17 protein-coding genes are annotated in these 23,847 nt (G+C 73.0%); 12 read left to right on the top strand and 5 right to left on the bottom strand.

The genetic code is table 11. From position 1 onward, the window contains the following. Positions 1-127 precede the first annotated feature (127 nt). Together HET64_RS04710 and HET64_RS04705 are read right to left on the bottom strand one after the other, a co-directional pair. Entirely contained in the window at positions 128-1,720 is a 1,593-nt protein-coding gene (locus HET64_RS04710; protein WP_215102617.1) for an alpha/beta hydrolase, read from the bottom strand. Positions 1,721-1,814: 94 nt separating this feature from the next. After that, entirely contained in the window at positions 1,815-4,655 is a 2,841-nt protein-coding gene (locus HET64_RS04705; RefSeq protein WP_251144777.1) for a lysylphosphatidylglycerol synthase transmembrane domain-containing protein, read from the bottom strand. Positions 4,656-4,861: 206 nt separating this feature from the next. Between HET64_RS04705 and HET64_RS04700 the strand changes: the two genes are divergently transcribed. From HET64_RS04700 to nudC, 5 genes are all read left to right on the top strand, one after another. Continuing rightward, complete coding sequence (locus tag HET64_RS04700) at positions 4,862-5,350, top strand: MGMT family protein (RefSeq protein WP_215102613.1); 489 nt, start codon at positions 4,862-4,864, stop codon at positions 5,348-5,350. Positions 5,351-5,577: 227 nt separating this feature from the next. Further along, positions 5,578-8,934, top strand: a complete 3,357-nt coding sequence (locus tag HET64_RS04695) for an ATP-dependent DNA helicase (RefSeq protein ID WP_215102611.1) — start codon at positions 5,578-5,580, stop codon at positions 8,932-8,934. Between the two features lie 55 nt (positions 8,935-8,989). Then, complete coding sequence (locus HET64_RS04690; RefSeq protein ID WP_215102609.1) at positions 8,990-12,526, top strand: ATP-dependent DNA helicase; 3,537 nt, start codon at positions 8,990-8,992, stop codon at positions 12,524-12,526. Between the two features lie 10 nt (positions 12,527-12,536). After that, positions 12,537-13,931, top strand: a complete 1,395-nt coding sequence (locus HET64_RS04685) for a dipeptidase (protein ID WP_215102607.1) — start codon at positions 12,537-12,539, stop codon at positions 13,929-13,931. 107 nt (positions 13,932-14,038) lie between these two features. Beyond that, positions 14,039-14,995: an NAD(+) diphosphatase gene (gene nudC, locus HET64_RS04680; RefSeq protein WP_215102605.1), complete on the top strand. Its 957-nt coding sequence runs from the start codon at positions 14,039-14,041 to the stop codon at positions 14,993-14,995. A gap of 79 nt (positions 14,996-15,074) precedes the next feature. Here nudC and HET64_RS04675 read toward each other — a convergent pair whose 3' ends face one another. Further along, positions 15,075-15,329: a glutaredoxin domain-containing protein gene (locus HET64_RS04675; RefSeq protein WP_006127421.1), complete on the bottom strand. Its 255-nt coding sequence runs from the start codon at positions 15,327-15,329 to the stop codon at positions 15,075-15,077. A gap of 229 nt (positions 15,330-15,558) precedes the next feature. On the opposite strand from HET64_RS04675, the gene HET64_RS04670 reads away from it, so the two are divergent. From HET64_RS04670 to HET64_RS04650, 5 genes are all read left to right on the top strand, one after another. Continuing rightward, positions 15,559-17,775: an ATP-dependent DNA helicase UvrD2 gene (locus HET64_RS04670; RefSeq protein WP_215102603.1), complete on the top strand. Its 2,217-nt coding sequence runs from the start codon at positions 15,559-15,561 to the stop codon at positions 17,773-17,775. A 167-nt stretch (positions 17,776-17,942) separates the two neighbouring features. Continuing rightward, positions 17,943-18,272 (top strand): hypothetical protein, encoded by a 330-nt coding sequence (locus tag HET64_RS04665; RefSeq protein ID WP_215102601.1) that lies wholly within the window; start codon positions 17,943-17,945, stop codon positions 18,270-18,272. A gap of 176 nt (positions 18,273-18,448) precedes the next feature. Beyond that, positions 18,449-18,817 carry a WhiB family transcriptional regulator gene (locus HET64_RS04660; RefSeq protein ID WP_007460056.1) on the top strand — a complete coding sequence of 123 codons (369 nt, stop codon included), beginning with the start codon at positions 18,449-18,451 and terminating at the stop codon, positions 18,815-18,817. Beyond that, entirely contained in the window at positions 18,814-19,173 is a 360-nt protein-coding gene (locus HET64_RS04655) for a hypothetical protein (RefSeq protein WP_215102599.1), read from the top strand. The genes HET64_RS04660 and HET64_RS04655 overlap by 4 nt, the downstream gene beginning before the upstream one ends. A 108-nt stretch (positions 19,174-19,281) precedes the next feature. Then, positions 19,282-19,485, top strand: a complete 204-nt coding sequence (locus HET64_RS04650; protein WP_215102597.1) for a hypothetical protein — start codon at positions 19,282-19,284, stop codon at positions 19,483-19,485. 21 nt (positions 19,486-19,506) lie between these two features. On the opposite strand, the gene HET64_RS04645 is transcribed toward HET64_RS04650, so the two are convergent. Together HET64_RS04645 and HET64_RS04640 are read right to left on the bottom strand one after the other, a co-directional pair. Continuing rightward, positions 19,507-20,967 (bottom strand): AarF/ABC1/UbiB kinase family protein, encoded by a 1,461-nt coding sequence (locus HET64_RS04645; RefSeq protein WP_215102595.1) that lies wholly within the window; start codon positions 20,965-20,967, stop codon positions 19,507-19,509. A 64-nt stretch (positions 20,968-21,031) separates the two neighbouring features. Further along, on the bottom strand, positions 21,032-22,192 hold the full coding sequence (locus HET64_RS04640; protein ID WP_215102593.1) for a ThiF family adenylyltransferase: 1,161 nt from the start codon (positions 22,190-22,192) through the stop codon (positions 21,032-21,034). 261 nt (positions 22,193-22,453) lie between these two features. Between HET64_RS04640 and HET64_RS04635 the strand changes: the two genes are divergently transcribed. Further along, on the top strand, positions 22,454-23,077 hold the full coding sequence (locus HET64_RS04635; protein ID WP_215102591.1) for a M48 family metallopeptidase: 624 nt from the start codon (positions 22,454-22,456) through the stop codon (positions 23,075-23,077). 120 nt (positions 23,078-23,197) lie between these two features. Beyond that, positions 23,198-23,847 (top strand): TerD family protein (locus HET64_RS04630; RefSeq protein WP_215102589.1); only part of this gene is annotated, 650 nt, incomplete at its 3' end.

The raw sequence follows: 23,847 nt of genomic DNA, 5'->3' as shown, positions 1-23,847 counted from the left end.
GGGCGTCTTGCCGGTCAGGGCCGGGCCCGCGACGCCCCCTGGCCCGAAGCCGGTGGTGACACCTCGGGCGGCTGTGATGTGCGGCCATGCTAACCGCCGTGCAGGACAGGGGAGTCGGGGGTCGGAGTCACCCGCAGACGGTGCCGGACTTCGGCACCGTACCGTTCAACAGATAGCCGTCGACCGTCCGTTGCACACACGCGTCCTTGCTGTTGTACGCCCCGTGACCCTCGCCCTTGTAGGTGAGCTCGACGCCGACGCCCTCGCCCAGCTTCTCCACCATCGCCTTCGCGCCCGCGTACGGGGTCGCCGGGTCACCGGTGTTGCCGATGACCAGGATCGGGGCGGAGCCGGGGGCAGCGACGTCCGGGGTCTTCCAGGCGCCCGCCACCGGCCAGCCGGTGCAGCTCATCAGGCCCCAGCCCAGGTAGTCCCCGAACAGCGGGGACGCCTTGCGGAACGCGGGCAGCGCCGCCTTCGTCTGCTCCAGGGAGAACCGCTGCTCGCTGTCCGCGCAGTTGATGGAGATGTTGGCGGCGTTGGAGTTGTCGTACCGCCCGTCCTCCGAGCGGCCGTTCAGCGAATCGGCCAGGGCGAGGAGCAGCCCGCCGTTACCACCGCCCGCCTCGTCCAGGCCCTGCTCCAGCAGCGGCCAGGTCTCCTTGGAGTACAGCGCGGACGCGATGCCGGTGGTGGCGAGCGTCTGCGTCAGCGCCCGGTCGCCGAGCCCGTCGACGGGCTCCTCCTCCAGCTCGGCCAGCAGATCGGCGATGCCCTGCTCGACCTCCTCCGGGGTGGCCCCGGGCAGTGCGCAGTCGTCGCGTTCCGCGCAGTCCTTCGTGAAGTTGTCCAGGGCCAACTGGAATCCCTCGGCCTGGCCGATGGAGGACTGCTCGGCGTCCTTCGTGGGATCGACCACCGCGTCGAAGACCGCCCGGCCGACCTTGTCGGGGAAGAGGTGGGCGTAGACGCCGCCCAGCTCGGTGCCGTACGAGATGCCGAAGTAGTGCAGCTGGTCGTCGCCCAGCACGGTGCGCATCAGGTCCATGTCGCGGGCGGCGTTCGTCGTTCCCACGAAGGGGAGTTCGGGGCCGGAGTTCTCCTCGCAGTCCGCGATGAAGTCCTTCTGCCCCTGGACGAACTGCTTCTCCTCGGCCGCGTCGTCCGGGGTGGAGTCCTCCTGGTAGAAGGCGTCGAGCTGGGCGTCGTCGGCGCACTCGACGCCCTCGCTGCGGCCGACCCCGCGCGGGTCGAAGCTCACCAGGTCGTACCGGGTGCGGAGCTTGTCGTACTCGGTGCCGAACGCGGGCAGCGTCGCGACGCCGGACGCGCCGGGTCCGCCGAAGTTGAACACCAGCGAGCCGATCCGCCGCTTCCGGTCCTTGGCCTTCGCCCGCACCAGCGCCAGTTCGATCGTGCGGCCGTCCGGCTCCGCGTAGTCGAGGGGTACGTCCATGAAGGAGCACTCCCACACCACGCCGCCGGGCAGTGGCGACGGTGACTCGCCGCCGCCCTGGGCGGAGTTCGGAGGCGGGCACGGGGACCAGGCGAGCTGCTGCGACGCCAGGTCCTCGGGGGTGGAGGACGGCGAGGCGGTCGAGGCCCCGGTGGGAGTCGAGGACCCCTCCCCGTCACCGTCGTCCGAACAGGCGGCCAGCGGCAGCAGCACGGTGGCGGTGGCGGCGAGGGCGGCGGCACGCAGAGCGGGGGAAGTCCTCATGCCCCCATCGTGCGGCGGGCCGCCGGGGAGCGCGGCCGGGCGCGGTCCATGCGGGTGGCGGAGGCCCGCTGCCGCCGCCGGGCCGCCCGTCCGGCTACAGCTCGCCCTTGCGGGTGAGCTGGTTGAAGCAGATCCACCCCGGCAGCACCGGCAGCCACAGCGTCATCACGCGGTACAGCAGCACCGCGGGAGCCGCGACCTCCGCCGGCAGGCCGACCGCGATCAGGCCCAGCGTCAGCGCACCCTCCACCGCGCCCATCCCGCCCGGCGTCGGGGCCGCCGAACCGATCGCGTTCCCCGCCAGGAAGACCACCGCGATGCTCGCGTAGCTCAGCTGGGGGACGCCCGGGCCGCTGAACGCCCGGATCGAGGCGTCCAGGCAGAGCACGAACAGGCCGGTCAGCAGCAGCATGCCGCTGATGCCGGTGAGCAGCTTCTGCGGCCGCTGCACCACGTCCAGCATGCGCGGCACGACCCCGGCGAACAGCGAGCGCACCCGGGTCACCACGAACTTCCGCAGGAACGGGATCGCCGTCACCACCAGCACCAGCACCGCGACCGTCAGCAGACCGGCGATCACCGTCCGGGACGGGGTCAGCGAGTCCGGGGTCCTCTCCGTACCGGTGAGATAACCGAACAGCGCCAGCAGCATGATGTGGGCGCCGAGCCCGAAGAGCTGCGAGGCCCCGACGCTCGCCACCGCGAGCCCGGGGCGCACCCCGGCCCGCTGGAGGAAGCGGGTGTTCAGCGCCACGCCCCCGATGGCGGCCGGGGCGACGATCTTCACGAAGGAGCCGGCCACCTGCGCCTGCACCGTCTTGCGGAACGGCACCCGCTCCGGCACGAAGCCCAGCAGGCTCATCGCCGCCGCCACGTAGCTCAGCGCGGAGAAGCCGAGGGCGGCCGCCACCCAGCCCCACTCGGCCTGCTCCACGACCACCCCGAAGTTGGCCTGGGTGACCTGTGAGATGAGGAAGTACGCGGCGATGGCCCCGGCGATGAAGCTGAACAGGGTGCGCGGCTTGATGCGCTCCAGACGCACCGGTTCGACCGGGGCCTGCGGGCGGATCAGCAGCACCTGACGCCGGATCTGGGCGAGCAGATCCTCCTCGCGGGCCTCCTCCAGCGCGTCGTCGATGGCGCGCTTCTCGGCCTGCTTCTCGGTGCGCAGCGACTTGCGCTCCGCCTTGTGGTCCGCCTTGAGGTCTGCCTTGGGGCCGGTCCTGGTGCCCGCGTTCTGCTCCGCCTGGTGGTCCGTGCCGTGATCCGTGAGGGTCTCCCCGGCGGCCTCCGCGGCGGCCTGCGCCTTCGCCTGCTTGGCGGCCTGCGAGGCCTCCACCACCGCTTCCCGCTCGCGCTGCGAACGCTCTCGGGCGATCCGGCGCAGCGTCGCCCGGGTGGAGCGGCTCAGCGCGATCGGCTGGAGCAGCGGCAGACAGTCCGCCACCGCGTCCGGGCCGAGCACGGCCAGCGCCCCGGCGACCGACCGCTCGGCCCCCACCCGCAGTCCCAGCGTGGTCAGCAACTGGGCCACGTCCATCCGCAGCACCAGATCGCCGGCGGCGATCTCGCCGCCGCGCAGATCCGTCACGAACGCCCTGCCCGACCGGTCCACCAGGAGCGCGTCACCTGTCAGCCTGCGGTGCGCGATCCGCCGTGACTGGAGGGCCTTCACCTGACGCCAGGTGCCGCGCACCAGGTCGTCGGTGATCTCCTCGTCCTCCATCGAGTCCAGCGTCCGGCCGCCGATGTGCTCGTAGACGAGCATCACCGCGTCGGGGCCCAGCTCCGAGGTGGCGATCAGCTTGGGCGCGTTCGCCCCGGCGGCGATGGCCGCGTACGCGAGCAGCGCCTCCTGCTCCAGCGCCTGGCGCAACGACTGGATCGAGCGCCGCTGGGTGATCCCGCGCAGCGTGAGCCGCCGCCAGGCCCGGTAGAAGAAGCCCTGGGCCTGCTGTTCCCGGTCGACGACGGTGACGTCCAGCGGGGGGCCGTCCTCCAGGGTGACCAGATAGCGCCGCCCCCGGTCGTTCTGGTCGGCGTGGTCCGTGGCGTCCTCGGTGCGCATCGCCGCGACCGGGCGGAAGCCCACGTGCCGCAGCCCCGCCATCAGGTGCTGGCCGGTGGGGCGGACGTTCGGCGAGCCGACCGCGTACAGCGTCCCGTACGCCACGGTCCAGCCGATCAGCACGGTGAGGATGATCGAGAACGGGGTGGTGTACCCGCCCACCAGCATCGCGAACGCGTCGAGCAGCAGCACCACCCACAGCACCACGCGCCAGCGCGGCCGCCGTGCCATCCCGACCGCGGTCATGTACGCGATGACCGGCGCGAGATAGCCGTGCACCGGGTCGGTGAGACCGCCGGCCGTCTGCGGCTGGGTCAGCGCGTCCTGGATGGTGCCGGGCGCGGAGCGCGAGACCCAGAGGTCGGTGGCGAGCGTCACCCCGTGGGCGAGCACGGCCGCGAGCACCCCGTCCGCGATGCGCAGCCCGTCGCGTTTGATGAGACGTTCGATGGCGAAGGCGACGGGCACCAGCAGCACGGCGATGCTGGACACCAGGCCGGCGATCTTGATCAACAGATCGGGCGCCTGTTCGGTGCCCTTGGAGATGTCGTCCTCCAGGCCGGTGGTGGTGCCCTGGGCGAACGCGGCGATCGAGAACAGCACCGCGATCGCGAGCACCCCGATGAGCAGCCGCATCAGGTCGGAGGGGCGGTGCACCCGGGCGGGCAGCAGCGGCTCGTCACCGGAGACGCGGTCGGTCAGAGCGGCCTCGGCCGAGGCCAGCGTCGAGCCGGCCAGATGTCCGGTGGTGGACGTCGTGGGGCCGTCGGCACGGGGCGCTCCGGAGGACTCGGAATCACCCTGCGGGCGCTCCCCGGCATCGGAGGCGTCCGCCGCCTTCGGTGGCTGCACGCCCTGCTCCTTCATCGCCTCTGGTCTGTCTTCGTGGTCTGGTATCACCGGTCACCGCCCGCATGATGGTGGCACGGCCCGTAGACGGAGGAGGGCATCAGGGTGCATCGCACGGGCGCGGGAAGCGCAACATACGCTCCTTTCCACCCGTGTGCACGCGGTGTGCCCGGACGGATACCGTTTCGGCCGGGCTGTCGGTGGCGTACGGCAGGATGGGGCGGATGAGCCAGGACCAGACGGGCGAGGGCGGGACCGGCACCGCCCCGACCGGCGCCGAAATGCCGGAGTACGCGGAGCGCGTCCTCGATGTGACCGACCTGATCCCGCCCGGCCGGGTGATGACCTACGGCGACATCGCGGAGTGGCTGGGCGAGGGGGGACCCCGCCAGGTCGGCCGGGTCATGGCGCTGTACGGATCGGCCGTGCCGTGGTGGCGCGTCGTCCGCTCCGACGGGACCCTGCTCCCCGCCCACGAGCTGCGGGCGCTGGACCACTACCGCGCCGAGGGCACCCCGCTGCGCGAGGCGTCGCACCGGGCGGAGGGGCACATCCCGCGCATCGACATGCGGCGCGCCCGCTGGGACGGCGGCGTGCACCCGGAAGGCGGCGGCGGTGAGGGCGGGCAGACGGGAGCCGCGCCTGATGAAGGGCGCGGTCCGGGCGGTGACGCCGGCGGCGCGGGCGGTCGGGGCGAGAAAGCTCACACCTGACAGCTTCCGCCATCGGCCCCCGGCGGATACGGCCCGACGCGGCAGAGCACGCGACGACGGCACCGCACGTGACGAGTGACGCGGCACGGCCGCCGCCTCCCGTGCCGTCGCCGGAGTAGCGTCGTCATCGCGCGGCACGCTCCGCCCCTTCCCTCTTCCCCGTCCGCACCGAACCCGTCCCTCATCACCCGTACATCCCCGTACACCCACCAGGACCGGCGATCCACGTGAGTTCCTCCTCCACCCGGCACAGTCCGCACCGTGAGTCACGGCCGCGGACCACGGGTGCGTACCGTCTGGTGCGCACTCCGCCCGGCTCGGTGGATCCTCCTCTGCTGGACGCAGGCCAGCGCGCGGTGGTTGACCACCCGGGCGGCCCGCTGCTGGTCCTCGCCGGGCCCGGCACCGGCAAGACCACCACCCTCGTCGAATCCGTCGCCGCGCGGGTGAACCGCGGCGCCGATCCCGCCCGCATCCTCGTCCTCACCTTCAGCCGCAAGGCCGCCGTCGAGCTGCGTGACCGGATGGCCGCCCGCCTCGGGGCGGCCCGCGGCCCGCAGGCCACCACGTTCCACTCGTACTGCTACGCCCTGGTCCGGGCCCACCAGGACGCCGACCTGTTCGCCGATCCGCTGCGCCTGCTGTCCGGGCCCGAGCAGGACGTCACCGTCCGCGAGCTGCTCGCGGGCCAGCTCGACCTGGAGAAGGAGGGCCTGGCCCACGTCCGCTGGCCGGACGAGCTGCGGTCCTGCCTGACCACCCGCGGCTTCGCCGACGAGGTGCGCGCGGTGCTCGCCCGCAGCCGCGAACTGGGCCTCGGCCCGGACGCGCTGGCCGCCTTCGCCCGCCGCACCGGCCGCCCGGACTGGACGGCGGCGGCCCAGTTCCTCGCCGAGTACCTCGACATCCTCGACGCCCAGGGCGTCCTGGACTACGCCGAGCTGGTGCACCGCGCGGTCCTGCTCGCCGAGCGCCCCGAGGTGGCGGAGCGGCTGGCCGGGAGCTACGACGCGGTGTACGTCGACGAGTACCAGGACACCGACCCGTCCCAGGTGCGCCTGCTGCACGCGCTGGCGGGCAACCGGGGGCGCGCGCCGGGGTACGCCGAGGAACGCGGGACGGCTGCGCGCGGCGGGCGGACGCTGATCGCCTTCGGCGACCCCGACCAGTCGATCTACACGTTCCGGGGCGCCGACGTGAACGGCATCCTCGACTTCCCGGACACCTTCCGCCGGGCGGACGGGGGCCCCGCGCCCGTGGGCGTCCTCACCACCTCCCGCCGCTCCGGGGCCGGACTGCTCGCGGCGACCCGGCTGCTCACCCGCCGGATGCCGCTGACCCGGCTGCCCGCCGGCATGGTCCGCGCCCACCGCGACCCGGCCGCCGTCCGGGACGGCGGCCAGGTCGAGACGTACACCTACCCGACCGCGTCCACGGAGCTGGAGAACATCGCGGACCTGCTGCGCCGCGCCCACCTGGAGGACGGGGTGCCGTGGCAGGAGATGGCCGTGCTGGTACGGGCCGGAGGCCGCTCGCTGCCCGCCGTCCGCCGCGCCCTCACCTCCGCCGGAGTCCCCCTGGAGGTCGACGGCGACGACCTGCCGCTGCGCCACGAACCGGCCGTCGCCCCCCTGCTGACGGCGCTGCGGACGGTGGCCGCGGCCGCGCTGCACACCGCCCGCGCCGACGAGGAGCAGGACGAAGCGGCCCCCTGGCTCGACTCCGAGACCGCCCTCACCCTCCTCACCTCCCCGCTCGGCTCCATGGACGCCGCCGACCTGCGCCGCCTCGGCCGGGCCCTGCGCGACGAGGAGCGCGCCGCCGGGATCCGGGTCCCCGCGCCCTCCGACGCCCTGCTGGCCCGCGCCCTCGCCGAGCCCGAACGACTCGTCACCCACGACCCGGCGTACGCCCACGGCGCGCAGCGTCTCGGCGCGCTCCTGCGCAAGGCCCGCGAACTCCTCGAAGGCGGCGGCACCGCCGAGGAGGCCCTGTGGACCCTGTGGAACGGCACCCCCTGGCCGGGCAGGCTGGAGCGGGCCGCGCTGCGCGGCGGGGCGGGCGGGCGCAACGCCGACCGCGATCTCGACGCGGTGTGCGCCCTGTTCGAGACGGCCGCCCGCGCCGAGGAGCGCACCGGCGGGCGCGGGGCCCTCAACTTCCTCGAAGAGGTCGACGCCCAGGACATCGCCGCGGACACCCTCTCGCGGCGGACCGCCCGCCCCGACGCCGTACGCCTGATGACCGCCCACCGCTCCAAGGGCCTGGAGTGGCGGCTCGTCGTCGTCGCCGGGGTCCAGGAAGGCGTCTGGCCCGACCTGCGCCGCCGGGGCTCCCTCCTGGAGGCCGACCGGATCGGCCGCGACGGACTCGCCGAACCCCTCACGCCCGGGGCCCTCCTCGCCGAGGAACGCCGGCTCTTCTACGTCGCCGCCACCCGCGCCCGCGACCGCCTCGTCGTCACCGCCGTGAAGGCCCTCGCCGACGACGGCGACCAGCCCTCCCGCTTCCTGACCGAGCTGGGCGTCGAACCCCGCGACGTCACCGGCCGCCCCCGCCGCCCCCTCGCCGTCGCCGCGCTCGTCGCCGAGCTGCGCGCCACCACCGTCGACCCGGCCGCCTCCGACGCGCTGCGCGAGGCCGCCGCCCACCGCCTCGCCCGGCTCGCCGCGCTCACCGACGACGAGGGGCAGCCGCTGGTGCCCGCGGCCCACCCGTACCGCTGGTGGGGCCTGGAGGAGCCGACCCGCTCCGCCGTCCCGCTCCGCGACCGCGACCAGCCCGTCACCCTCTCCGGCAGCGCGCTGGACCAGCTCGCCAACACCTGCGCCCTCCAGTGGTTCCTGGGCCGCGAGGTGAAGGCCGACGCCCCGGCCACCGCCGCCCAGGGATTCGGCAACGTCGTCCACGTACTCGCCGACGAGGTCGCCTCCAGCCGGACCCCTGCCGACCTGGACGTCCTCATGGAACGCCTGGACTCGGTGTGGAACGGCCTCGCCTTCGACGCCCCCTGGAAGTCCGAACAGGAGAAGGACCACGCCCGGGCCGCCCTGGAACGCTTCCTGCACTGGCACGTCCTGGACCGGGGCGGCCGCACCCCCACCGCGAGCGAGCACGACTTCGACGTGACGCTGGAGGCGGGCGAGTACGCCGTCCGCATCCGGGGCTCGATGGACCGGGTCGAACAGGACGCCGAGGGCCGGGCGTACGTCGTCGACTTCAAGACCGGCAAGGGCGCGCCCACCAAGGACGAGGTCGCCGCCCACCCCCAGCTCGCCGTCTACCAGCTCGCCGTCCGCGAGGGCGCGGTCGACGAGGTCTTCGACGGCCGGCGACCCGAGCCGGGCGGCGCCGAGCTGGTCCAGCTCCGCCAGCCCGCGCCCAAGAAGGAGGGCGGCGACGCCTTCCCCAAGGTCCAGGCCCAGGAGCCGCTGGCGGGGGAGTGGGTCTCCGGCCTGCTCGCCACCGCCGCCGGAAAGGTCCTGGACGAACGCTTCACCCCCACCACCGGCACCCACTGCTCCCACTGCGCCTTCCGCGCCTCGTGCAGCGCCCAGGCGGAGGGCCGTCAGGTGGTGGAGTAGGGCCTTTCGTGGGCATCGGCCCGGGTTGTCAGCGGCTCCGGTTACCGTTGTCCGGGTGTCCCCACGCATCACCGATCCCGAGCAGCTCAAGGAGCTCCTCGGGATCCCGTTCACCCCGGAGCAGACGGCCTGCATCACCGCGCCGCCCGCCCCGCAGGTGATCGTGGCCGGGGCCGGATCGGGCAAGACCACGGTGATGGCCGCCCGTGTGGTCTGGCTGGTGGGCACCGGACAGGTCGCGCCGGAGCAGGTCCTCGGCCTCACCTTCACCAACAAGGCGGCGGGCGAGCTGGCCGAGCGCGTCCGCAGGGCGCTCATCGCCGCCGGGGTCACCGACCCCGACGTCATCGACCCGGACAACCCCCCGGGCGAGCCCACCATCTCCACCTACCACGCCTTCGCCGGCCGCCTCCTCACCGAGCACGGCCTGCGCATCGGCCTGGAGCCGACCACCCGCCTCCTCGCCGACGCCACCCGCTACCAACTCGCCGCGAAGGTGCTGCGCGAGGCCCCGGGCCCCTATCCGGCGCTCACCCGGTCCTTCCCCACCCTGGTCAGCGATCTCCTGGCGCTCGACGGGGAGCTGTCCGAACACCTCGTACGGCCCGGCGCGCTGCACCGTCACGACACCGAACTGCTGAGCGCCCTGGAGCACACGAAACTCAGCAACGCCGACCTCCGCAAGATCCCCGAGACCGCCGAGGCCCGCCGCTCCCTCCTCGGCCTCACCGAGCGCTACCGAACCGCCAAGCGCAGCCGGGACCTGCTGGACTTCGGCGACCAGATCGCCCTCTCCGCCGAGCTGGCCCTGACCCGGCCCGAGGTCGGGAAGATCCTGCGCGAGGAGTTCCGGGTGGTCCTCCTCGACGAATACCAGGACACGTCGGTGGCCCAGCGGCTGCTGCTCTCCGCGCTGTTCGGAGCCGGTACGGAGTCCGGGGAGAGCGGTCACACGCCCACCGGCCACGCGGTGACCGCCGTGGGCGACCCCTGCCAGGCGATCTACGGCTGGCGCGGCGCGTCCGTCGCCAACCTCGACGACTTCCCCGAGCACTTCCCGCACTCCGACGGCGCCCCCGCCACCCGCTACAGCCTCAGCGAGAACCGGCGCAGCGGCGGCCGGCTCCTCCAGCTCGCCAACGGCCTCGCCGAACCCCTGCGGGCGATGCACGAGGGCGTCGAGGCGCTGCGCCCCGCCCCGGGCGCCGAGCGGGACGGCATGGTCCGCTGCGCCCTGCTGACCACGCACACCGAGGAGATCGACTGGCTCGCCGACTCCCTCGCCCACCTCGTGCGCACCGGCACCCCGCCGGGCGAGATCGCCGTCCTGTGCCGCACCGCCGGGGACTTCCCCGAGATCCAGGCGGCGCTGGTCGCCCGGGACATCCCGGTCGAGGTCGTCGGCCTCGCCGGGCTGCTCCACCTTCCCGAGGTGGCGGACCTGGTCGCCGTCTGCGAGGTCCTCCAGGACCCGGGGGCCAACGCCTCCCTGGTCCGCCTCCTCACCGGACCGCGCTGGCGCATCGGCCCCCGGGACCTCGCGCTCCTGGGCCGCCGCGCCCGCCTCCTCGTGCACCGGGCCGGCCACGCGGACGACGCCGACGCGGACCAGCGGCTCGCGGACGCGGTCGAGGGCACGGACCCGGCCGAGGTGATATCGCTCGCGGACGCGCTGGACACCTTCCTGGTCGTGGGGGACGCGGCCGACGACGGGCTGCCGTTCTCCGCCGAGGCCCGGGTCCGCTTCGCCCGCCTCGCCCGGGAGCTGCGCGACCTGCGCCGCTCGCTCGCGGACCCCCTGATGGACGTCCTGCACCGGGTCCTGGCCACCACCGGACTGGAGGTCGAGCTGTCCGCGTCCCCGCAGGCGCTGGCCGCCCGCCGACGGGAGACCCTCGCCAACTTCCTGGACACCGCGGCCCGGTTCGCCTCCCTCGACGGCGAGGCGACCCTGCTCGCCTTCCTCGGCTTCCTGCGGACCGCCGCGCAGTACGAGAAGGGCCTGGACAACGCGCTGCCCGGCGGCGAGAACACCGTCAAGGTCCTCACCGCCCACAAGTCCAAGGGCCTGGAGTGGGACGTCGTCGCCGCACCCGGACTGGTCACGGGCCAGTTCCCGAGCGACCGGGCCCGGGAGGCGTGGACCGCCCAGGCCCAGGTGCTCCCGCACGCCCTGCGCGGCGACGCGGCGACGCTCCCGGCCCTGGACACGCACGACGGCCTCGACGCCCAGGGGATCAAGGCGTTCAAGGCGCAGATGAAGGAGCACCAGCACACGGAGGAACTGCGCCTCGGCTACGTCACCTTCACCCGCCCCCGCTCCCTGCTCCTCGGCTCCGGCCACTGGTGGGGCCCGTCCCAGAAGCGGACGCGGGGCCCGTCCGCCTTCCTCGACGCGCTGTACGAGCACTGCGCGGCGGGCCACGGGGAGATCGAGGCCTGGGCGGACGAGCCCGCCGAGGACGAGGAGAACCCGGCCCTCGCGGAACGGGACGCCGACCTGGCCTGGCCGCTCCCGCTGGACGCCGACGCCCTCGCCCGCCGCCGCGCCGCCCGGGACACGGTGCTGGCCCACCTGGAGCGACTGGCCACCGGTGAGCCTTCGTACGAGCCCGATGACACACCGGTCGACGCGGACCTGTTCGACGCGGACCTGTTCGAGGAGGAGCCGTTCGACGCGGAGCCGGTCGACGAGGACTGGGACTGGGACGCGCTCCCCACCGAACGCCCCCCGGGCGCACCCGAGACGGCACCGGCGACCGCGCAGGACACACCGGCGACCGTGCTGGACACGGACACGGACACGGACACGGGACCTGACACCGCACCGCATCCACCCCCGCACATCCCGGCCGCCCGCCACCCCCAGGACGCCGGTCCCGCGGAACGGCTCACCCCCGAGGAGGCCCGCACCCTCGCCTCCTGGGACCGGGACCTGGACTCCCTGGCCGGGGAGCTGCGCCGCGCCCGCGCCACCGTGCGCGAGGTCCTCGTGCCCGCCGCGCTCTCCGCCACCCAACTGCTGCGCCTGGCCGATGACCCCGACGGCTTCGCCCGGGAGCTGGCCCGGCCCATGCCCCGTCCGCCCCAGCCCGCCGCCCGCCGGGGCACCCGGTTCCACGCCTGGGTGGAGTCGCGGTACGAGGAACTGCCGCTGCCCATGCTCGGCCCCGACGAACTGCCCGGGGGCGACGAGAGCGACGCGGAGATCGCCGACGAGCGGGACCTCGCCGAGCTGAAGGAGGCGTTCGAGCGCACCGCGTACGCCCGGCGCACGCCGTACCGGGTGGAGACCCCGTTCCAGATCACCCTGGCGGGCCGCGTCATCCGGGGCCGCATCGACGCCGTCTACCGCACGGGCGACCGGTACGAGATCGTCGACTGGAAGACCACCCGCCACCGCACCGCCGACCCGCTCCAGCTCGCCGTCTACCGCCTCGCCTGGGCCGAACTGCACGATCTGCCGCTCGAAGAGGTCACCGCCGCCTTCCTCTACGTACGCAGCGGGGAGACCGTCCATCCGCGCGGACTGCCCGGCCGGGCAGAGCTGGAGCGCATCCTGCTGGACGAGCCGGCCCCCGAGGACGGATAGGCTCAAGAGCATGAGCGAGACCCCGGACAGCGCCGTCCGTACGTACACCGAACAGCATCGCGCAGCCTTCCTCGACGACCTCGCGGAGTGGCTGCGCATCCCGTCCGTGTCCGCGCAGCCGGAGCACGACGGGGACGTACGGCGCAGCGCGGAGTGGCTGAGCGCCAAGCTCAAGGAGACCGGCTTCCCGGTCACCGAGATCTGGGAGACCCCCGGAGCGCCGGCGGTCTTCGCCGAGTGGCCCAGCGAGGACCCGGACGCCCCGACGGTCCTGGTCTACGGCCATCACGACGTGCAGCCCGCCGCCCGCGAGGACGGCTGGGCGACCGACCCGTTCGAGCCGGTGATCCGGGACGGCCGGATGCACGGACGCGGCGCGGCCGACGACAAGGGCCAGGTGTTCTTCCACACCCTCGGGGTCCGCGCCCACCTCGCGGCGACCGGCCGCTCCACCCCCGCCGTCCACCTCAAGCTGCTGATCGAGGGCGAGGAGGAGTCGGGCTCCCCGAACTTCCGCGCCCTGGCCGAGCGGCAGGCGGACCGGCTCGCCGCCGACGCGGTGATCGTCTCGGACACCGGCATGTGGGACGAGGACACCCCGACCGTCTGCACCGGCATGCGCGGCCTCGCGGAGTGCGAGATCGAGCTGTACGGCCCCGCCCAGGACATCCACTCCGGATCGTTCGGCGGAGCCGTCCCCAACCCGGCCACCGAGATCGCCCGCCTCGTCGCCGCCCTCCACGACACGGACGGCAAGGTCGCGGTCCCCGGCTTCTACGACGGGGTCACCGACCTCACCGACACCGAGCGGGCCCTCTTCGCCGAGCTGCCCTTCGACGAGGCCACCTGGCTGCGCACCGCGAAGTCGGGTGCCGCGGCCGGCGAGGCCGGTTATTCCACGCTGGAGCGCGTCTGGGCCCGCCCCACCGCCGAGGTCAACGGCATCGGCGGTGGCTACCAGGGCGCCGGCAGCAAGACGATCATTCCCTCCTCGGCCCTGGTGAAGATCAGCTTCCGGCTGGTCGACGGCCAGGACCCCGACCGCGTGCAGCAGGCCGTCCGGAGCTGGGCCGAGTCCCGCATCCCGGCGGGCGTCCGCCACCGGATCGCCTTCCAGCCGGCCACCCGCCCCTGCCTGACCCCGCTGGACCACCCCGCCCTCCAGGCGGTGGCCCGCGCGATGGGCCGGGCCTTCGGGAAGAAGATCCTCTTCACCCGCGAGGGAGGCTCCGGCCCCGCCGCCGACCTCAGGGACGTGCTCGGCGCACCCGTCCTCTTCCTCGGCATCTCCGTACCCTCCGACGGCTGGCACGCCCCCGACGAGAAGGTCGAGCTCGACCTGCTGCTCAAGGGTGTGGAGACGACCGCCCACCTGTGGGGCGAGCTGGCCACGGCACTGCGCTGAATGCCCGGAACTCCTGAACGCCCGGAACCGGAACTCCGCTGAATCCTCTGCACACCCTCCACGTACCTGTGCACACCCGATCCACCCAGGGGGAGTAGGAAGCACCTGTGAGCACCTTCGACAACGCCACCGCAGACCGCCCGATCGGCCTCACCGCGCCGAGCGGCATCGACCGCGCGGCACACCACCGCCTCGACGAGGCGTGGCTGGCCGTGGCGTGGAGCCACCCGACGACCCGCGTCTTCGTCGTCTCCGGCGGGCAGGTGCTGATCGACGACACCCCCGACGGGGGCACCGAGATCGTCATGACCCAGGCCTTCGAGGCCCCGGTCACCGAGACCCACCGGTATTTCCTCGGCACCGACGAGGACGGCGTCAGTTACTTCGCGCTCCAGAAGGACTCGCTGCCCGGCCGCATGGACCAGTCGGCCCGGCCCGCCGGGCTCCGCGAGGCGGGACTTCTCCTCGGCCCCCGCGACGCGGGCCTGATGGCGCACGCCGTCGCCCTGGAGAACTGGCAGCGGCTGCACCGCTTCTGCTCCCGCTGCGGCGAGCGCACCGTCATCGCGGCGGCCGGCCACATCCGCCGCTGCCAGGCCTGCGGCGCCGAGCACTACCCGCGCACCGACCCGGCGGTCATCATGCTGGTCACCGACGATCAGGACCGGGCCCTGCTGGGCCGCCAGGTGCACTGGCCGGAGGGCCGCTTCTCCACGCTCGCCGGGTTCGTCGAGCCGGGGGAGTCGATCGAACAGTCCGTGGCCCGCGAGGTCTACGAGGAGGCCGGGGTCACCGTCGGCGAGGTCGAGTACATCGCCAGCCAGCCCTGGCCGTTCCCCTCCAGCCTGATGCTCGGCTTCATGGCGCGGGCGACCACCTTCGACATCACCGTCGACGGCGAGGAGATCGAGGAGGCCCGCTGGTTCTCCCGCGAGGACCTCACCGCCGCCTTCGAGTCCGGCGAGGTCATGCCCCCGTTCGGCATCTCGATCGCGGCCCGCCTGATCGAGCTCTGGTACGGCAAGCCGCTCCCGCGGCCCGGCAGCGCGAAGCGGACCGACTGAGCACCCCCGGACACACGACTGCCCCCGGCGGTGCCGGGGGCAGTCGTACGCGCGACGGGCGGTCGTCCATCGGCCGGGATCAGGCGGCGAGCGCCTGCTTCACCTGGGCGAGGGACGGGTTCGTCATGACCGACTCGGTGCCCGAGGGGGCCACGATCAGCAGCGTGGGGACCGTCTGGTTTCCGCCATTCGCCTTCTCGACGAACGCGGCCGACTCCGGGTCGTGCTCGATGTTGACCTCGTTGTACGCGATGCCCTCGCGGTCCATCTGGCTCTTCAGCCGACGGCAGTAGCCGCACCAGGTGGTGCTGTACATCGTCACAGTGCCCGCCATGTCGCTGGCGCTCCTTCGTCTCGTCCCTACGCTGCGCGGCCGGCAGCGTCACTCGCGGTCCGGCCGCTGTCGGTGGCCCTTCCGCATGGATAAGGAACGTACGGGACGCGGCCACCATTCCCACCACGCCCCCGTACCGGCCCCCGTGCCGCGCCAGCCGGTACGACGAATACCTCACCCCTGTGGACAACCGCCGCATCCGCCCCTGGGGACCTGGCAGCATGGCGGGGTGACAGCAGCAACGCACTCCACCCTCTTCCCCCAGGTTCCCGAGACCCCGGACGCCGTGCTCGACGGGCTCGACCCCGAGCAGCGCGAGGTGGCTCTGGCCCTGCACGGACCGGTGTGCGTGCTGGCCGGAGCCGGTACGGGCAAGACCCGCGCGATCACGCACCGCATCGCGTACGGGGTGCGTGCGGGCATCCTCCAGCCGGCCACCGTGCTCGCCGTCACCTTCACCAACCGGGCCGCCGGGGAGATGCGCGGCCGCCTGCGACAGCTCGGCGCGACCGGCGTCCAGGCACGGACCTTCCACTCCGCCGCCCTCCGCCAGCTCCAGTACTTCTGGCCGAAAGCAGTCGGTGGCGAGCTGCCCCGGCTGCTGGAGCGGAAGGTGCAGCTGGTCGCCGAGGCCGCCGCCCGCTGCGAGCTGCGGCTCGACCGCAACGAGCTGCGGGACGTCACCAGCGAGATTGAGTGGGCCAAGGTCACCCAGACCGTCCCCGCCGACTATCCGGCTGCCGTCGCCAAGACCCAGCGGGACGCCCCCCGCGATCCGGCGGTCCTCTCCCAGATCTACTCCACGTACGAACAGCTCAAGCGCGACCGCTCGGTGATCGACTTCGAGGACGTGCTGCTGCTCACCGTCGGCATCCTCCAGGACCGGAGCGACATCGCCGAGCACGTGCGCGGCCAGTACCAGCACTTCGTCGTCGACGAGTACCAGGACGTGAGCCCGCTCCAGCAGCGGCTGCTCGACCTCTGGGTCGGCGACCGGGACGATCTCTGCGTCGTCGGCGACGCCAGCCAGACGATCTACTCCTTCACCGGGGCCACCCCCGACCACCTGCTGAACTTCCGCACCCGCCACCCCGGGGCGACCGTGGTCAAGCTGGTGCGGGACTACCGCTCCACCCCCCAGGTCGTCCACCTCGCCAACGGCCTGCTGAGCCAGGCCCACGGCAAGGCGGCCGACCACCGGCTTGAGCTGGTCTCGCAGCGCGACAAGGGGCCCGAGCCCGCCTACACGGAGTATTCCGACGAGCCCACCGAGGCCGAGGGCACCGCCCGGCGGATCCGCGATCTCGTCGCCGCGGGTGTGCCGGCCGGTGAGATCGCCGTCCTCTACCGCGTCAACTCCCAGTCCGAGGTCTACGAGCAGGCACTCGCGGACGCCGGGGTGCCCTACCAGCTGCGCGGCGCCGAGCGGTTCTTCGAGCGGGCCGAGGTCCGCGAGGCGGGCACCGCCCTGCGCGGCGCGGCCCGCGCCGGAGGCAACGACTCCCTCCTCGACGGGGCGGAGGACCTGGCCTCCCAGGTGCGGGCGGTCCTCTCCACCAAGGGCTGGACCAGCCGGCCGCCCGCCGGGTCGGGAGCCGTGCGGGACCGCTGGGAGTCGCTGGCCGCGCTGGTGCGCCTCGCGGAGGACTTCGAGACGGCGAAACCGGGGGCGACCCTGACCGACCTGGTGCGTGAGCTGGACGAGCGGGCGGCCGCCCAGCACGCCCCGACGGTCCAGGGGGTGACCCTGGCCTCGCTGCACTCGGCGAAGGGCCTGGAATGGGACGCCGTGTTCCTGGTCGGCCTCACCGAGGGCATGATGCCGATCGCCTACGCCAAGACCGACGAGCAGGTCGAGGAGGAGCGGCGCCTGATGTACGTCGGAATCACCCGCGCCCGCGTCCACCTCTCGCTCTCCTGGGCGCTGTCCCGGTCACCGGGCGGCCGGGCGAGCCGGCGGCCGACCCGCTTCCTGAACGGGCTGCGGCCGGGCTCGGCGGGGGCCGGCACGCGGGGCGGCGTCGGCGGTGGCGGCGGGATCGACCGGGGATCCGGCCGGGCCGCCGTCGAGCGGACCCCGGCCGTCGAGCGCAAGCCCAGGAGCCCGGTGCGCTGCCGGGTCTGCGGACGCACGCTCACCGACGCGGGTGAGATGAAGCTGATGCGCTGCGAGGAGTGCCCCTCGGACATGGACGAGGCGCTGTACGGGCGGCTGTACGACTGGCGCGCGGCCCAGGCGGCCCTGCTGGGGCAGCCGGACTTCTGCGTGTTCACCGAGAAGACGCTCATGGCGATCGCCGAGGCCGTGCCGTCCACCGAGGGCGAGCTGGTCGTCATCGCCGGCGTCGGCAACCGGAAGTTGAGCCGCTTCGGCACCGATGTTCTGGCCATCTGCGCAGGTGAGGCGATTGATGGTGAGCCCGAGGAGGGCGCGGACGAGACCTGATGAAAACTCGTCCAGAAAATAGTTTGCGCCTGCCCCAGTCGTCACCATAGGTTCTTAACCACGGGAACAGCGACTTCTCTGAAGCCCTGATTCCGTGCTGTACTTATCCGAATACGCAGGACCGGTCCCGGCCGGTCCCCCTGAGACGCCGAGAGGAGGCGATTGAAGTGATCAGCATCATCGAAACCCAGAAAATGACCGATCTCTCGGTCGTCTCCGCCTGCTCGCTCGGCCTCACCCGCTCCTCGGTTGCCTCGCTTCGCGCCACCGGTCTGTCCGGCATCTCCGCCGCCCGTCCGCTGTCCCTGGTGAGCCTCCCCGTGACGCGGGAGCGTAATGAGCGACCGATCGAGGCACCGGCGGCAGCAGTAGCGAAGGCAGCACAGGCTCAGGCCTATGCCTTTGCGGCAGCCGGTGCCGGAGCCGAGAAGCAGACGCAGCACCACCACACGATGTGGGCCTTCCGTGGGCCTGAACCCTGGAGCGATCCAGCCTGATCCAGCATCAGGCCGGCGCCTTCAGGGCCGCGGAACCCCACTCGGGATCCGCGGCCCTTTTGTTTTGTCCGAACGGACAGGACGGAGCGAAGGAGCCTCGGGACAAGCAGGACCTGGTACCAGCAGCCGCCAACCGGCCCACAGGCCGGCACGACCAGACGAGGACACCACCCACCGTGCACATCGAAACGCACGCCCCGTCAGTACCGCTTTCCACCCCGATCTCGCCGCCCGGCTCCACGGAGGACTCCGCCTTGACCCCGCTCACCACGCTCACCGCGCTCGACGACGCCATCGAGAACCTCGGCGTACCCGTCCCCTGCCGTTCCTACGACCCGGAGGTCTTCTTCGCCGAGTCGCCGGCCGACGTCGAGTACGCCAAGTCCCTCTGCCGCACCTGCCCGCTCGTCGAGGCCTGCCTCGCCGGGGCGAAGGACCGCCGCGAGCCGTGGGGTGTCTGGGGCGGTGAGCTCTTCGTCCAAGGCGTCGTCGTGGCCCGCAAGCGTCCGCGTGGCCGTCCGCGCAAGAACCCGGTCGCAGCGTGACCGCGACCTGTGGGGTCCCCGCCCCCACACGCAGGTTCCGCCTCGGAACGATCGACCGTCCCCAGACCCATGACCCCCGGAATCAGGCACCGATGATCACCCCCACGAAGGAGCCCGTCGGCTCCGCCACCCCCGACGTCACCATCATCGGCGCGAACGACTCGCGTCAGAACAGGACCCGCGAAATGCAACTCATCCCAGAAGCCATGGCGCGTGCGCATATGCGCGACCGCCTGCGGGAGGCCCAGGAGGACCGCCAGTCGGCCCGCCTGATCGCCGCCCGCCGGATGCAGCGCCGGGCGGAGCGCGCCTCGCTGCGCGCCCGCCGCGCGCTGGCCATGGCGGTCATGCACTGACCGTGCACCCGCGTGCACCCATCACCTCACCGCGGGGCCGTCCGGACACGGACGGCCCCGCGGTGCGTTGTACCGTCGCCCATCCGGTCACGGGGATATCGTCAGGAGGTGGACGAGGAGACCCATCCCCCCGAACGACCCGCCGGGCACGGCGTGGTGTGCGCCCGCTGCGGCACCGTCGCCGAGGGCGACACAGCCCCTCCGACCTGGCTCTGTTCCGTCGAGGACGGACGCCGCCTCCTCTTCTGCGAGGGCTGCGCCCGCCTCCACATCCGCGCGATCGAGAGCCGCCTCGACTCACTCTGGTGGTGAGCGAGGTCCCCTCGGCCTCCCTTACGCCTGGACGGGCTCCCCTTCCTGCTCGCCCTCCTCCTCGGCGTACTCCGTCCCCTCCACCTCGGTGTCACCGGCGTCCTCCGCCAGGAACCCCGGCAGCCACGCCTCGAGCTCGTCGCGCAGCCGGACCGTCGCGCCCAGCTGGCACAGCACCCCGATCGTGCTGAGCGTCACCCGGTGTATGAGGACGTAGGACGGCGGGAGATTCAGCTGCCGGCCGAGCTGATGGGCGGGGGAGCGCGGATCGGCTATCCGGGCCGCCTGTTCGCGGATCCAGCCCCGGCTGAAGGTGAACTCCTCCACCCGCGTGGGCTCGATGATCGGGAGCAGGTAGTCGAGCACCGCCTCCGGGTCCAGGTCGATCGACTCCTTCACGAAGCCCTCCTCGCGCAGCAGCCCGTACACCCCCGCCGCGTCGCCCTCCAGCGTCAGCCGCAGGGAGTCGCCGATGTTCCGCGGCAGCCCGCCCGGCAGCCGGTCGACCGTGCCGAAGTCCAGCACCCCCAGCCGCCAGGACCCCATCGGACCGCCGTCCTCCTCCGGGAGCCCCCCGTCCTCCGTGTGCTCCGCGTTCTCCGCCGCCGGGGGCATCAGCCGGAAGTTGCCCGGATGCGGGTCGGCGTGCAGCAGGCCGGTGCGTGCCGGACCGGAGAAGAGGAAGCGGGCCAGCAACTGTCCCGCACGGTCGCGCTGCTCCGCCGTCCCCTCCGCGATGACCTCGGACAGCGGGATCCCGTCGATCCACTCCGTCACCAGCACCTGGTCGGACTGGTGCACCACCTGGGGGATCACCACATCCGGGTCGTCCTCGAACTCCGCCGCGTGCTCCTGCTGCGCCCGGGCCTCCAGCTCGTAGTCCAGTTCCTCCGAAACCCGGTCCCGCAACTCCTTGATCAGCGGCTTGATGTCCATCCCCGGGACCAGCGGGCCGAGCAGCCGGGCGAAGCGGCTGAGCTGGGCGAGGTCGGAGAGCAACGCCTCGCCCGCCCCGGGATACTGCACCTTCACCGCGACCTCGCGGCCGTCGTGCCACACCGCCCGGTGCACCTGCCCGATCGAGGCGGCAGCCGCCGGCGTGTCCTCGAACTCCAGGAAATACTCCCGCCAGTCCTCCCCGATCCGTTCCGCGAGAACCCCGTGGACCGTGCGCGCGGGCAGTGGCGGCGCGGCCTCCTGGAGCTTGGTCAGCGCGGCCCGATAGGGGCCGGCGATCTCCTCGGGCAGGGCCGACTCGAAGACGGAGAGGGCCTGGCCCAGCTTCATGGCCCCGCCCTTCAGCTCGCCCAGGGTCTTGAACAGCTGGTCCGCCGTGCGCTGCTGCACCTCACGGGCGACCAGCTCGGCCGACTTCCCGCCGATCCGCTTGCCCAGACCCCATGTGGCACGGCCGGCGAAGCCGAGCGGAAGCGCGGCCAGCTTGGCCGTACGCGTAACCGCCTTCCGGGGAAGATCAGACATGTGCCCCTCCAGTTCCCAGACTGCCGTGCCGCTCGCGCCTCCCGTGTCGCTCCGGCGACGGCGGTCACCCCGCCATTGTGTCCTGCGCCGGAAGAGCACCGGAGGGCCGTTCCCCCATAGCGCCCCCAGCCGCCCCGCAGGAGCAGTCCGCATGCGGGCCGATCGGCTCGGAACGCCAGTCCAGCAAGGGCAGAGCGGCCTCCCAGCGAGCTCCGGTACAGGAAGGGAGGTCACCGTCCAGAAAGGCCAGGGCATGTGCCGCGGCGAGACCGGCGACCGCCGTCGCGAGCCCCAGATCGCAGGCGGGCACCGCCCCCCGCCGCCCGGAACGCCACTGCGCCAGCATCCGGGGCCACTGCGGATCCCGGTCCGCGCGGTGCAGTTCCAGGCAGCCCGCACAGCCGGTGCCCCCGGGCAGGACGAGAGGCCCGACCACGCCGGTGGCCTCGATCACTCCCGCATAGAGATGGGGAGTGCCCGACGCGATCCAGGGACCGGCCGTGTCCGCGACGGGCGCGTACACCGCGAGCCCGTCCCGGGGAGCGACGACGATCAGGGACAGACCGGGCTGCCCGGCGCTCCCCGGCAGGCCGGCCGCCGCTCCGTCCGTCCTCGCCGGCCGGGGAGCGGGCCCGGGAGCGCACCGGCGGACGAGCCGGCGGGCCGCCACATCGCGCCGTTCCCCCACGGATGCCGGGGGGAGCCCGCCGGGCGCCACGTCCCAGTGCTCGGCCCGGCCCCCGTCGAGCACTTCCACGTGCCCCACACCGGCGCCCGACAGCACCGAGGCGATGGACGCCCCGACCCGGCCCGCTCCCCGGACCTGGACCCGCATCGCCCGCCGGGCCGCCATCCGGCGCGTGCCGCCGCCCGGCTCGGGACGGACCACCGACAGGGAGGCCACATCGGGACGCTGGCGGTCCATCACCTCGGCGCGACGGCACAGGACATCGGCTCCCGGACCGGCCGACCTCGGGTCGTCCAGGAGCCCGGCCTCCGCCAACCGCGACAACAAGGTGTCCACATGACGTTCCGACAGGTCCAGAGCGCGGGCCTCCTCGTGCAGCAGCGGAAGTCCTCGCGTGCCGTCGAGCAGTTCCAGAAAGCTCCCCGTGGCGAGGTCCACCGGTCCGAGCGTCACGGCATGTGCGGGTGTCACACCGAATTGCACGGTGTTCCGTCCGCGCCAGGCGCGGCGCAGTGCGGGCTTCAGCATCGGATACATGATTTCTCCCCCGAGCGGTGTCGCGGGCACAGCTGTGCCCGCAGACCGGTTGATCCACGGGTCTTTCCGCGGGACCTCCGCCAGAATGCGGGCCCGCGCCGAGCCGTGCCCGGAGTTGTCCACAGGCACAGGTCGTCAGTCGTTCAATCCTTTGGTCCTTCGAGCATCTGATCGCACCTGCGGTGCGTGCCGTGGTGCGGATCGCCGCGAACCGTTCCCGGGGGCGGGACTTCCCCCACGGACAGCGGGTAACGTCGTGGCGTGCCCGCCGACCCGTCGTCCGGCTTCGCCGGTGAGACCCCCGCGCCCGGCGCCGGAAGCCATCAGCGCAGCGCGGCAGCCCATCCGGCCCGCGCTTCGGCGACGAGCGCGGTCGAGGTCCGCAGGAGCACCCGGCGCAGGAAATCGGTCTCCGCGTACCGCGAGGGCGACCGCACGATCGTGCTCATCCCCGCCCGGATGTCGGAGGCGGAGGAGCGGCGCTGGGTGGGCGTGATGCTGGCCAAGCTCGCCGCCCAGGAGAACCGGCGCGTCCTGGGCGACACCGAACTCGTCGAGCGTGCCGGGCGGCTGTCCGCCCAGTACTTCGACGGTCGCGCCAGGCCCGTCTCGGTGCGCTGGGTGACCAACCAGAACACCCGCTGGGGCTCGTGCACCCCTGCCGAGGGAAGCATCAGGCTCTCGCACCGGCTGCAGGGCATGCCGGAGTACGTGGTCGACTACGTACTCCTCCACGAGCTGGCACATCTGCTCGTTCCCGGACACGGTCCCGGCTTCTGGCGGCTGCTGGAGGCGTACCCGCGCACCGAGCGCGCCCGGGGGTATCTGGAGGGCGTCGTGGCGGCCGGCCGACTGCCCCACCTGCCCGCCGCCCGCGAGGAGTGACCGGGGCCGGTCGCGTTCGCCGATTCTGTACCGGGTGTGTACCGGCTTGGTCGGATGTCGTCGTTTGCGGTTAGCCTGACGCGACGCATTTACCTTCGGGATGGGGGACGGTCGTTACGCATGGCCAGGGAATTCCAACGCGGCCACAAGGCCAAGATCAGTGATCTCACGCCAGGGACGGATCTGTACGTAGGCGTGCAGATCGCGGCCCCGGGGCTGACCTTCGACATCAGCTGCTTCGGCCTCGACGCCCATGAGCAGCTCTCCGACGACCGGTACTTCATCTTCTTCAATCAGCCGAAATCGCCCGAGGAGTCCATCCAGCTCCTCGGCGCGCAGTCCGGTGACACCGAGTCCTTCCGCGTCACGCTCGACCGCATTCCGGCAGCCATCCAGAAGCTCTCCTTCACCGCGGCGCTCGACGGTTCCGGGCAGATGTCCCAGATCGGTCCGGGATACATCCGGATCGTCGCGGGCGGCGAGGAAGTGGTGAGGTACGCCTTCACCGGATCGGAGTTCACCACCGAGCGCGCCGTGATGCTCGGTGACTTCTACCTGAAGGACGTCTGGCGTTTCGCCGCCGTCGGCCAGGGATTCGACGGCGGTCTCGACGCGCTCCTGAAGAACTTCGGGGGCGAGGTCGCCGAGGAAGAGGCGCCGCCCGCCGCCGCACCGGCCGCCGCTCCGGGATTTGCCCCGCCGGCCCAGGCCACGGCGCCCCCCGCCTTCGGCGCGCCGCCCGCAGCCCCGCAGCCCGCACCGGCCTTCGG

Origin of the sequence: Streptomyces sp. McG3, from assembly GCF_018619185.1 — a bacterium.
Taxonomy (GTDB): Bacteria; Actinomycetota; Actinomycetes; order Streptomycetales; family Streptomycetaceae; genus Streptomyces.
The sequence above is the reverse complement of the archived record's forward strand: the minus strand, read 5'-3'. Positions and strand labels throughout refer to the sequence as shown.